This window comes from Pseudanabaena sp. CCNP1317 (assembly GCF_034931345.1).
Taxonomy (GTDB): Bacteria; Cyanobacteriota; Cyanobacteriia; order Pseudanabaenales; family Pseudanabaenaceae; genus Pseudanabaena; species Pseudanabaena galeata.
Genome location: NZ_JAYGIF010000057.1, coordinates 67,262 through 80,008 on the forward strand (window position 1 = coordinate 67,262; position 12,747 = coordinate 80,008).

A 12,747-nucleotide genomic window follows, 5' to 3' on the forward strand; every position below is an offset into this window, starting at 1 on the left:
AGCTAATTTTAGTTTTTTAAGTTTTGAATCCTTTACAAGTTATGATAGTAAATGGTCAAAATTACAATTTTCACTTTTTTATCTAAAGTTTCGCCAATAACATCATGATGCGTAGCAACTATTGCGGTCACCTCAATGCCGAACATATCGGACAAACAGTTAGCTTGTGCGGTTGGATCGATCGCAGACGGGATCATGGTGGTGTGATCTTTTTAGATTTGCGCGATCGCACAGGAATCCTCCAAATCGTCAGCGACCCTCAGCGTACTCCCGCCTCCTATAACCTCGCAGGTGAGATGCGAAATGAATATGTGGTCAGGATTATCGGTAAAGTTTCTAAGCGTCCTGACGAATCGCTTAATCCAAAACTAGCCACAGGTGAAGTCGAAATCTATGCTGAATCCATTGAATTATTGAACGCTGTCAGCAAGCCCCTGCCGTTCTTGATTTCGGAAGCTGACACGATTAAAGAAGAATTGCGCCTGAAATATCGTTATCTCGATATGCGGGGCGATCGCTTAGCCAATAATCTCAAGTTGCGCTTTGAAGTTGTCAAATCGATCAGGCGCTTCCTTGAAGATGAATATGGCTTTATGGAAGTGGAAACTCCCATTCTTTGTCGTTCCACTCCTGAAGGAGCGCGGGATTATCTTGTGCCGAGCCGAGTCAATGCTGGACAATGGTATGCTTTGCCGCAATCGCCTCAACTATTTAAGCAATTGCTGATGGTGGGCGGATGCGATCGCTATTATCAAATTGCCCGATGTTTCCGTGATGAAGATCTTCGCGCCGATCGCCAACCTGAATTTACGCAACTGGACATGGAAATGAGTTTCATGTCTCAGGAAGAAATCATTGAGTTAAATGAGAATCTGATTCGCTACATTTTTAAAACCGTTAAAGGTGTAGAACTTGGCGATTTTCCACGTCTTACCTATGCCGATTCAATGGATCGCTATGGATGCGATCGCCCTGACACGCGTTTTGGCATGGAATTAGTCAATGTCACTGATTTGTTTGCCAATTCTGGCTTTAAAGTATTTGCCAACACCGTCGCCAATGGTGGCATTATCAAAGTCTTACCTGTCATTGGTGGCGATGAAGCTATTTCTAACACCCGCATCAAGCCAGGTGGAGATTTATCTAACCTTGTTGCTCAGTACGGTGCGAAGGGATTAGCCTTTATCCGTGTGAGAGAAGGTGGCGTAATCGATACCATCGGCGCTCTCAAGGATAGCATCACTGAAGAAGTTAAAAAGGAACTGCTAGAGTGTACAGGCGCAACCGCAGGCACGATCCTATTATTTGGTGCTGGTGAAAAGGCGATCGTTAATGAATCTCTCTACCGTTTGCGTTTAGCCCTCGGTCATGAGTTAGGACTGATCGATCATGACAAGCTCAATTTTGTCTGGATCACTGACTTCCCGATGTTTGAGTGGAATGCTGATGAGAAAAGATTAGAAGCTCTGCACCATCCCTTTACCTCGCCTCGTGCTGAAGATATTGCCGATGGTCAACCCATTGATGTGAATACGATCGCCCAAGCCTATGACCTTGTACTCAATGGGACAGAAATTGGTGGTGGTAGTATTCGGATTCACAAGCGCGAAGTTCAAGAGAAAGTATTTGCGGCGATCGGGCTAAGCGATGAGCAGGCAAAGGAGAAGTTTGGATTCCTTATGGAAGCCTTTGAATATGGCACTCCTCCCCACGGTGGTTTAGCCTTTGGGCTGGATCGATTAGTGATGCTAATCGCTGGTGCAGACTCGATTCGTGATGTAATTGCCTTCCCGAAAACACAGCAAGCACGCGATCTGTTGACTGATGCTCCATCAACTGTGGATGATTCGCAGTTAAAAGAGCTACATGTTAAGCTGTCACTACCGCCTGCTAAAAATTAAAGTGTTTTACAGCGCTTTGCGCTCGAATCCCAACAAAAAATTGAAGGCGTTGCTTGGCAACGCCTTCAATTTTTTGGGTGAACTATACAACTCCTCCATAAATTGCCCTTTTCTCATTACTAATCCATGCCCAAAGTTGATCGCCATAGGAGAAATGCCACCACTCATTCGGATGTCTTACTAATCCGCTACGGTTCATCACTTCATTTAATAATTGGCGATCGCAATGAAATTCCATTTCTTGCTTATCACTAGAAGTTGCAAAATAATTAGGTAAAGAGCGATCGCTAATTTCATCAATCGGTGATCCCAAATTCACTTCCAACCCTTGGGCATCAAATAAAGTCACATCGATCGCTGCACCCGTACTGTGAGGCGGCGGCATTTTCGGATCATGGCTAGGAATTGCCCAAAACTTCATCACTTCCCCCATGAGTGAGTTTTTTTGTTCTTCAGAAAGAGAATTAACTTCTAAGCCCTTACTTTCGGCTAACTGCGCGAAGCTATAGTCCACCATAAACTGCTGCACAGGAATAGGGCGATAGGCATCAAAAATTGCAATTTGATAATGGGGGCGAATAGTTTGTAAATAGGCTTGGGATTTTTGCAATCTTTCTAAAATGCCCTGACGTACCCAAAAAGGAGAGCGATCGCCATAGGGTGCGCCCAATGACATATAGGGATGGGGATCGATGGTGATGATGTTTGAGGCGATCGCTACCAGAGGCTCACCACATTCAGCGATCGGGATGCTTTGATAGGGCTTCATGGACAAGGAAAAAGGAAAAAGGAAAAAGGAAAAAATTAAGCTAACGGCTAATAGCTAAGTAGCTGGGCATAATTAAAAAAAATAGAACCAAAATCTTTGGCGCACGCGCAGCGTGCGCCAAAGATTTTAAGGTTTTAGATTTAACTGCGTCTAGTTACTTATAGCCATATATGACTTGATCGCTAATAATGAGTAAATACACTTACTGTACAAAAGTTAACAGTTTTTCGGATATACTCCGTTAAACTTTTGGCTACGCTAATTCTGATGTGAGGAGGACAAGGCGATCGTTTCTACAACCAGTTCAACCAATGCAGGTACAACCACCAATTTACAACAGCCTATGCAATCGACGATGGATCTCGCCAAAAATTTGCACGATGCTTCACAAATTATTGAGCCAATCGAACTAACCACGCTCGAATCTTCGCAAATGCCCCAAATCGAACCCAACGCCCCCGTCCTCCGCATCATTGGCAAAGCACCATTATCAGGGCATGTCCCCATTAGCGGCGCAAAAAATTCGATCCTTGCCCTGATGGCAGGCACACTTTTATCCTCCGAAGGCTGCCGTATTCGTAATGTCCCTAACCTCGCTGATGTGCAGCGTATGGGTGACATTCTCGAAACCCTCGGTGTGAAAATTTCGCGCAATGGTGAAGTTCTTGATCTTGATACCAGTAACTTGACCACCAACTCTGCTCCTTACGAGCTAGTCAGCAAAATGAGAGCGAGTTTCTTCGCTCTCGGTTCATTATTAGCAAGACTAGGCTCAGCCAGAATGCCTTTACCCGGTGGCTGTGCGATCGGTGCGCGTCCAGTAGAATTGCATGTGCGTGGTTTGCAAGCCTTAGGTGCAGATGTACAGATTGAGCATGGCATCGTTCAAGCCTATGCCAAGAGCCGTAATGGACGTTTGCAAGGTGCAAAAATTTATTTGGATTATCCCAGTGTAGGCGCAACCGAAACCCTAATGATGGCGGCAACGCTTGCCGAAGGTGAAACGATTATTGAAAATGCCGCATTAGAGCCTGAAGTCGCCGATCTTGCTGATCTCTGCATGGCTATGGGCGCAAAAATTAGGGGTGCTGGTACTAGTACGATCATCATTGATGGTGTTGAGAAGCTACATTTTGCTGATTTCACCGCCATTCCCGATCGCGTTGAAGCCGCAACTTTTATGGTTGCCGCCGCAATTACCCGCTCAACCCTATCGATGTCCCCTGTGATTCCCGCGCATCTCACCGCCGCGATTTCCAAATTACAGGATATTGGGGTGACAGTTCGCCAAGATTCTGACAATATGATCACCGTTATTGGTGGCGATCGCTATCGTGCTGTCGATATTGAAACCTTGCCTTACCCCGGCTTCCCCACAGATATGCAAGCACAATTTATGGCACTTCTAAGCATTTGCGAAGGCAATGGGGTAGTCACCGAAACCGTATTTGAAAACCGCTTGCAGCATGTTGCCGAACTCAATCGCATGGGTGCAAATATTCGTCTCAAAAACAATGTGGCAGTAGTCACAGGCGTTCCCCAATTGTCAGGTGCGCCTGTGATGGCAACGGATTTACGCGCTTCAGCCGCACTAGTCATCGCAGGACTAGCCGCCGATGGTGAAACCACGGTCATGGGACTGCATCACCTCGATCGCGGCTACGATCGCATCGAAGAGAAGTTACGCAATGTTGGCGCTAAGCTCTATCGCACGAGTGAAGCTGTTCCCGTATAATTCAACAAAGGCGCTGCTTAGCAGCGTCTTTGTTGTTATTAATAAAAATCCATGACAGAGCTTTGCGCGATCGCCCTAGGTAGTAACCTGAGCAGTGAAATTGGTGACTCTCAAAAAATTGTCCAAGCAGCGATCGCCCAACTCGCTACCCATCCTGAAATAGAAGTGGTTAAGGTTTCCCGTTGGTATCGCACTAAGGCGATCACTTTACCCAATTCTGCCCCGCAGCCAGACTACATCAATGGCTGTGCAGTTCTAAGAACTACGCTTAATCCGTTTCAGTTATTGCAAGCGCTATTTTATACAGAGCAGTTTTTTGGGCGCGAGCGTCGCGAACGTTGGGGGGCAAGAACGCTTGATCTTGATTTATTACTTTATGGCGATCGCCAAATTGATACACCCGAATTAGTTTTACCGCATCCCAGAATGAGCGATCGCGCCTTTGTGCTGTTACCCCTAGCCGAAATTGCTGCCGATTGGATTCATCCTGTACAAGGTTTAGCCATCTCTGAGCTATCTCAAAATCCCCCCGACTTAGATTTGAGCTATCCAATTGCACTTGATACTAAGGAAATTGTCTTAATTTAACGTCAGTTTGACGAAAGCGAAAAATGGTAAGAATCGCTAAGCGATTCTTACCATTTTTCGCCATTTGCGGCGTGCGAAGCACGCCGCAAATGGCTATATCGAACTCACGTTAATTTAACGTCAGTTCGACAAACTACAACGCTTTGCGCTCAAACCCAAATCAAGAAAAAGCTTGAAAATGTTGCTTTGCCTTGCTTTCAAACTTTTTCTTGTGGTTCATTTGATCGAAAATTGCTGTAATACCAAAACACAAAAGTGTGGCCACACTTTTGTGTTTTGGTGCAAGGATAGATTTAATAGCTCATGTATAAGTAGCTCACTATAATTAAAACCTAAAACCAGAAGCTGTTCCGCCCGCTACGCGGGCGGAACAGCTTTCTAGGTTGTTAGTTTGCTTATGCCTAGCTACTTACCAAATTAAGAAATGGCGTAGCCATTTCTTAATTTTAGAAACCTTACTGGTTTTGGTTTCCAATCCACAAAAGTGTGGCCACACTTTCGTGGATTGGAATTATACCAAGAGGGGACAAGGGGCTGCTGGCTCTGCGTAAGGTAAGTTAACAGAGAGATCTCGGTTAAAATTTATTGAAAGGCGATTATGCTTGACTTACAGAAACTGATGGGACAGATGCAAGGAATGTCCGAGCAATTACAGAAAGAAGCACAGCAATTAACAGTTAAACTTGATCGCGCTGAAACTATATTTTATCAAGCTAATACACATCAAGCATTACTCTGCCAACAAAGCCAGCAATTTCACGATCGCCTAATTTTTAATTGTGCGGAACCAGTAGAACCTTTATTGCGAATTCAAGCGATCACTCCTATTACTACTCCACACATAGTCTTGGCCACCGATGGCTCGCAAATTGCTCCTAGCCGTCACGAAATCGCCTACTGCTATTTGATTAACATCGGGAGAGTGGCAATTTACTATAACTCTGGTATCTATCCATTACTTGATAATGTTCCTGAAGTGTTTTATAAAACCGAAGATCTCTACAAAGCTCGGCAATGGGGAATTCAGACTGAACAATGGATGACTTTGCGGCGTACTGTTGCCGAAAATGTGGCTCTAGGAAATTTGGCTATCGAAACGATCGCTAGTTCGCCCAAATCGCCAATGTTAGCCTTCACCGATGGGGCTTTAGTTCATTGGGAATTTGATGAGATTCCATCTGATGCGCGATCGCAGCTTTTGCCAGATATCCTCTCCGCATGGGATAACCTCAAAGCTCAAAGGATTCCCTTAGCAGGCTATATCAGTGCGCCCCGTGCCGCCGAAACCACTAATTTTCTTCGTTTAGAAATCTGCGCCTTTGAGCAACCTGATTGCAATACCCATTGTTCAGCTATGCCTTTGGATTCTGCACCTTGTAGCCAAATCCAGCCATTGCGCGATGGTACTTTATGGAGTCGGTTACTGAAAGTGGGTGAATGTAGTCCTCTTTGGAAAAGTCATGCGCGGATTTTGCAGGAATATGGTGAGCATCAGATTTATTTTTGCTATCTCCATGTTGGTACAGAAATCGCCAGAATTGAGATGCCTGCTTGGACGGCTCTGGATCAAAACTTGCGATCACAAGCTTTGCAAATCGTTCTCGCGCAAGTGCAGAAAGGCTATGGCTATCCTGTAGCACTTGCCGAGGCTCATAATCAAGCAGTGGTCTCTGGTAGCGATCGCCGCCGCTTTTTTGCAATTCTTGAGCAGCAAATGGTGAGGTCGGGGTTACGGAATGTGACAACTTCTTATAAGGAGTCCCGTAAGCGGAGCAGCATTGCTTAGCAAGAATGAAAATTGCGGCGCGAAGCGCCGCCATTTTCATTCTTGCTAAAGTGTCAAGATAACCTTCTATTAATGTTCGTGGGTTATGATTAAGTTTTTTGCAGATTTATTAGTTTGAAAACGTGAATAAAGAATGCGATCGCTTGCTGTACAAATTAAAAGTTGCTTACTTGACCTAGAAATCAAAGTAAATGTCACAGTCAGACAAAAGCCTCAAGAATTACATATTCTACTAGAGTCTACTTATTTTGGTGATCGCCAAATGTTATTAGAGGCGATCACCAAATGTTGTCATGATCTTGACCAGCGTAATTTTAAGGCAGCACGAATTTATGCATTTTGGTTTGGGCAGCCATTACCGCAGTGGGTTGAAACCATAGAGTTTGATCCAGATCATCTATCGATAAACAACAAAGAAAAAGAAACTCCAAAGCCAACTATAAATTCAGGAACTAATTTAGGCGCAGAGAATGAGATTGTCTGCGATCGCTTTATTGTCTGTGGCTTGGGAAGTTTGGGGCAGCATTCAGTCTTTAACTTAAAGAAATTTGCCTATCGCGAATATGAAGTAAAAATTTGTGCGATCGATAAAGTCCAGCCAGAAATTATGGAGTTTGATAACTTCTCAGAATTCCTAGATCAATCCATAATTTTGGGAGATTGTCGGCGTTCTGAAATCCTAATCAAAGCAGGAATCGATAACTGTCGGGCGATTTTGCTAGTCACAAGTAATGAGAATGTGAACATTGAAACCGCGATCGCCGCCCGTCGCCTCAATCCTGATGTGCATATTGTCGTTCGCTCCTCCCGTCAAAATCTCAATCAGTTACTTAAAGATCAATTAGGAAACTTTGTCGCCCTTGATCCAGTAGATCTGCCTGCTGCCTCCTTTGCCGTAGCAGGCTTAGGCGGAGGCACATTAGGATTATTTCAACTTGGCGATCGCAAATTACGGGTAGTAGAACGTGTAGTAGAGCCAAATGACTATCGTTTTTTGAGAACACCTGCATATCTCTTACATAAAAAGTATTCTCGACTTTTGAGTATCACCGATGCCAACTCTGATCGCCTCTTCTTTCAATGGGAGCCTGATACAATTGTCCAAGTTGACGATCGAGTTGCCTTCATTGAATTTGTCGAAAACGATTTCTCCACCACTAGCCGAAATTTTCAACTAATTGAGTCTTCCCTTGATCCCAATTCTTCAACTTTGAAAAGAATTGAACAACTATTACTAAAAATCACAGGTTTAACATTTTGGAAATCGAAATGGCATCAGCTTAGCTCTTGGTTTCAAGCGGTGCGATCGCGTCGGCTCATTCTGTGGGGGGTGATAACCGCAATTATACTGTGGGGAATTAGCTCAGTAGTTTTATTCTTTAATGTGCCAAATATTTCATGGCAAAAGGCAACTTCTACAAGCATGATTTTGTTGTTAGGAGGATTTGGCGATGTATTTGGAGGACTAGATGAAGACCAAGTACCCTTGTGGGTGGTCATATTTTGCTTGTCCATTACCTTGATCAGTCTGCTATTTGTTTTGGGGGTAGTTGGATTGATTGCTGATAGTATTCTCAGTTCCAAATTTGAGTTTTTTAAGCGATCGCTACCTCTTCCTAGTCGCGATCATATTATTCTGATTGGATTTGGTCGGTTGGGGCAGAGAATAGCGGATCTTCTATTCAAGTTGCAACTTCCCTTTGTGATCGTTAGTGAAAATCCCCACGACTGCGATCTAGCCGACAAAGTACCTTGGTTTACAGGCAATATTATTGAAGAGCTATCGAAAACCAATCTGGCTAAAGCTAAGAGCATTCTCTCTGTCACTGATGATCAAATGCTTAATCTTGAAACTGCCTTACTGGCTCGTGATGCAGCAAAAAAAATTAATCGGCAAATGAATCTTGCTATTCGTACTTATGATCGCTACTTCAGTGAAAACCTAGCAGAACTTCTGCCCAGTTCTCAATCTTTTTGTGCCTATGCGCTCTCTGCTGAAGCGTTTGCAGGAGCAGCATTTGGTGAAAACATGCTAAGTCTATTTCGCCTCAATCAACGCACAGTTTTAGTTGCAGAATATATCATTTCCGAGAATGACACATTAATTGGCAAAAATCTTTCGCAAATTGCCTATGGTTATATCGTTGTGCCAGTTTATCTCAAAACTAGCGCTCCTAAAGCTGATGGACATAGTGAGTTTTATATGCCATCCGATGATGAGGTGATGAAAGTAGGCGATCGCCTGACACTATTAGCTTCAATTTCAGGACTGAGACGCATTGAACTGGGTAACCTCCATTTACCAAAACGTTGGCAGCTACGCGCCAAACCACCTCTTAATTCTAGTGTCTTGCTTGATGCTGGCAATAAGCTTAAAAATATTTCAGGCTGCGATCTGGAGATTGCGCGGCGCTTTATGCAAAGTCTCCCTGCGGCGATCGAGTTACCAATGTATGATACGCAAGCTTATCGCTTAGGACAAGTTCTCATGCGATTACTCCCAATTAAAATCTATCCTTTATAGCAATTTGGATTTTGGCATTAATCTACTTGGCGCACCAAATCTCTAAAACCCCCTCTAACTCCCCCTTGGGAAGGGGGAGAACTTAGACTTCCCTCCTTCCCAAGGCTACCGTTTACACACAAGTCATCAGCTATAGCATGAGTTACTAATGATCCCCCTCAATCCCCCTTAAAAAGGGGGAAGAAGAAAATTCTCCCCCCTTTTTAAGGGGGGGATCTAAAATCTCAAACGTAGATAGACAGACTTATGTGTACACGGTAGCTTCCCAAGGGGGGGCTGGGGTGTAAAAATTTATACGGTGTGTCAAGTAGATTAATAATTTGATTTTGCCCTAGGCAAAATCAAAACCCAGCTAAATGAAGGCGGCGCATCGCGCCGCCTTCATTTAGTTGGGTTTAAGCATCAAAAGATCAAAAATCGTAAGGTGATATAGATTGCGGCTACTACAAGTTGCAAAATCATTACAGGAATGCCATAGCGCAAAAATGTCTTAAATGATATTCGCCGCCCATGCTGCTCAGCAACACCTGCGGCGACAATGTTTGCCGAAGCTCCTACTAAAGTTCCATTTCCGCCAAGGGTTGCGCCATACATCATCGCGTAAAACAGAGGTAACACGATCGCTGGTAATTGTCCTGCAAAATCGGGAGAGATAATCTCCGAACCAGCTAAACCAACATTAACTACATATTGCTTGAGTAAGGGAACCATCGCCACCACGAGGGGAATATTCGGTACAACACTGGAAATTAACCCTACAAAGAAGATCAGAATAATCGTACCAAGGGCAATATTTTTGCCTAAAAGCACTCCCAAAAATCCTGACATACTGCTGATTACCCCTGTTTTTTCGAGTCCCCCAATCAGCACAAAAAAGCACATAAAGAAAATTAAAGTACTCCAATCTACGTCTCGCAGAATATTCTGTACTGAGTCAATTTTGCTATGGTGTGACAGCATCAAGGCAAGAGCAGCCCCCAGAAGAGCTACGGTTGCTGGTGATACAGGAATCGGTAGGGATTCGCCAATCACAAAAAATATCAGCACAAAGGTAGTGATAATTGCTCCAATAAAGAGGGTGCGATGGTGGTTGATCTTAGGATGTGGAAGACTCTCCAGATTTTCTAATTTCTTGTGCCAGATTTTGCGAAATAGGAATGGAAGAGTGGCAACGATTACGCCTACAGCGATTACCCCACCAAGACTTAGCTGCAATAAGTAATCTACAAAGCTCATATTGATGGCATCACCAACGATGTAGGTGACGGGATCACCAACGATGGTCAATAAGCCTGCGCTATTTGCCACAAATACCATCAAAATCAGTAATGGCACAAAATCTACGCCGATTTCCTGAGCAATAGGCGGGATTAATGGGGCAAGCAACATTACGGTCGTAGCATTGGGTAAGATCGCACAGATTGGTGTGGTTAAGGCGACAATTCCTAACAGCAAGCGATCGCCTCTTCCTTTTGCCCAAATCACCATTTTAGTGGCAAGATACTCAAAGACTTTAGTTGGTTCAAAGGCGCGTACCATCACCATCACGCCAAAGAAAAGCCCTAATGTGCCATGACTTTTGCCAATATATCCAAGGGCTTCGGGCATGGTCATCACATTAGCAACGATCAAGATTAAAGCGCCTAAGAATGCGGCGATCGTAAAATGAAGCCACTCAGTAATCAGTAGAAAAATTACACTGATAAAGGTAATCAGCGACACTATTGCTTGCCAAGTTGCCATTCTATTTATTCAATCTGTATAAAATATAGCTGTCAGTAAAGTTAGGTCATAAGGTATAGAAAGTAAAGGCGGCGATATACGCCGCCTTTACTTTCTAGAACTACATATAAAATGGTCTAGCCATTTTATATGTTTAAAACCCTGACTGGGTTTGTTTCTTAATCCACAAAGAAGCAGAGATTGGGATTTAGAGACCAAGCCCCGACCTTTACAAACAAGTAGGGATTTGGTCGCCAAATTCTCTTTCAAGATGATATCGAAACATGGTGACTATTTTTGTTCTGCGTAACAACAGTTAGTCATACTTGATGTTACATGGAACTCAGAGAATGAATCTCTTGCTGCTAGCACGACAGGGCAACCACGGGGGGATTGCCCCTACCCTAATAATTTAGATTTTGTAGGGGCTGCACTACAGGGCAAGCCCTAAACTTAGATGATTGCAGGCATTCCATCCACGTAAGATTAGTTATGCTACAAGAAAGTTGCAATGACTTGAGGAGACACAGTTACAAAAGAATTATTTTGTAACAGATCGGTTAATGCTTGACTTGGTAAATTAATTGCCTCTAATAAACGTTCACTAAAAGCAAGATTATTTTTAGTTTGATAGCGAATTTCTAATTTGAGGATGGTTAGACGATCGCTTTCCGATGCATCAACATAGCGCTGTGAATATTGCTCAGAAAGCTGTTCAAAAATTTGATGCAGTTCTTCAAAGAGAATCTGTTCTTGTAAAACCTCAGATCCATGCTTCTCTAATTCTGAACCTTGATTGACTTTGCTCACTAATTTGACAAAATCACCTTGAGCAAATTTTGCCTTAGGATTAAATGGGCGGCGATCGCTATATTTCCTGAGAATGTAATCAGGCAAGCTTCTCAGAAGATGCTTTAAATAGATAGAATCACAGATCACCTCATCTAACTTGGTATCGCGATCAATAATCCATTCCTCAATACATGCCCCCGTGAGATTTGCAGAACTAAAGTCAGTTCCTAAAGCCAGCGATCGGAAGAGATCAGCACCCTCAAGATTTGCATTAGAGAGATTCGCCTTACTGAGATTTACGGCAAATAATTTTGCTTTCTGCAAATTCGCACCACTGAGAGTAGCTTCAAAAAGATTTGCAAAATCCAGATTTGCTTCACTGAGATTCGCACCACTGAGATTGGCTTCTTTGAGATTGGTCTGGTTGACATTTACAAAAGGAATGGTGCTTCCCTGCAAGATCGCTTGAATATTTTTTGCTTTGACAAATTCTGGTATGCCGAGACTGAGATTGGCTTTGTGTAAATTAGCATTGATCAGATTCGCATTACTTAAATTAGCTTCGCAAAGAAGTACTTCGGTCAAATCTGCATTCTGAAGCGATGCATTTTGAAGTTCAGCACCACTCAGGGATGCACTGCTTAGATTCGCTGCATTGAGATTTGCACCACTCAACTTTGTGCCAAATAAAGTTGCTTCACTGAGATTCGCATTGCTGAGATTAACTTCACTGAGGTTAGAGCCACTGAGATTAGCTTTACGCAGATTTGCGCCACTGAGATCAGCATTCTCTAAATTAGCTCCAGCCGCACTAAATCTTTGTCCTTTCTCGCCATGACTCTCTAACCATAGTTGATGCTTGGCTAAATTCTCTTTCAAAGATGCTCTAAAAATTAACATAGATAAGCCTCTAATAATTAGGAGCGGCGC

At 43.5% G+C, this 12,747-nt stretch carries 8 protein-coding genes; 5 read left to right on the forward strand and 3 right to left on the reverse strand.

The features are described from left to right. Window positions 1-107 precede the first annotated feature (107 nt). On the forward strand, window positions 108-1,901 hold the full coding sequence (gene aspS, locus VB775_RS11900) for an aspartate--tRNA ligase (protein WP_281009389.1): 1,794 nt from the start codon (window positions 108-110) through the stop codon (window positions 1,899-1,901). A gap of 82 nt (window positions 1,902-1,983) precedes the next feature. Here aspS and VB775_RS11905 read toward each other — a convergent pair whose 3' ends face one another. After that, window positions 1,984-2,670 (reverse strand): M15 family metallopeptidase, encoded by a 687-nt coding sequence (locus VB775_RS11905; protein ID WP_281008828.1) that lies wholly within the window; start codon window positions 2,668-2,670, stop codon window positions 1,984-1,986. A gap of 343 nt (window positions 2,671-3,013) precedes the next feature. Between VB775_RS11905 and murA the strand changes: the two genes are divergently transcribed. The 4 genes from murA to VB775_RS11925 all read left to right on the forward strand — a co-directional run bounded on the left by murA (window position 3,014) and on the right by VB775_RS11925 (window position 9,303). Beyond that, a complete protein-coding gene (murA, locus tag VB775_RS11910; protein WP_281008827.1) occupies window positions 3,014-4,405 on the forward strand; it encodes a UDP-N-acetylglucosamine 1-carboxyvinyltransferase in 1,392 nt (463 codons plus the stop codon). Between the two features lie 51 nt (window positions 4,406-4,456). Next, a complete protein-coding gene (gene folK / locus VB775_RS11915; protein ID WP_281008826.1) occupies window positions 4,457-4,993 on the forward strand; it encodes a 2-amino-4-hydroxy-6-hydroxymethyldihydropteridine diphosphokinase in 537 nt (178 codons plus the stop codon). Between the two features lie 598 nt (window positions 4,994-5,591). Continuing rightward, window positions 5,592-6,779, forward strand: coding sequence for a DNA double-strand break repair nuclease NurA (locus tag VB775_RS11920; RefSeq protein ID WP_281008825.1), 1,188 nt, complete (start codon window positions 5,592-5,594; stop codon window positions 6,777-6,779). Between the two features lie 133 nt (window positions 6,780-6,912). Beyond that, window positions 6,913-9,303 (forward strand): NAD-binding protein, encoded by a 2,391-nt coding sequence (locus VB775_RS11925; RefSeq protein ID WP_281008824.1) that lies wholly within the window; start codon window positions 6,913-6,915, stop codon window positions 9,301-9,303. Window positions 9,304-9,705: 402 nt separating this feature from the next. Here the strand turns inward: VB775_RS11925 and VB775_RS11930 are convergent, their stop codons facing one another. Together VB775_RS11930 and VB775_RS11935 are read right to left on the reverse strand one after the other, a co-directional pair. Then, a complete protein-coding gene (locus tag VB775_RS11930; protein WP_281008823.1) occupies window positions 9,706-11,046 on the reverse strand; it encodes an SLC13 family permease in 1,341 nt (446 codons plus the stop codon). Window positions 11,047-11,520: 474 nt separating this feature from the next. Continuing rightward, window positions 11,521-12,717 (reverse strand): pentapeptide repeat-containing protein, encoded by a 1,197-nt coding sequence (locus tag VB775_RS11935; protein WP_281008822.1) that lies wholly within the window; start codon window positions 12,715-12,717, stop codon window positions 11,521-11,523. Between the last annotated feature and the right edge of the window lie 30 nt (window positions 12,718-12,747).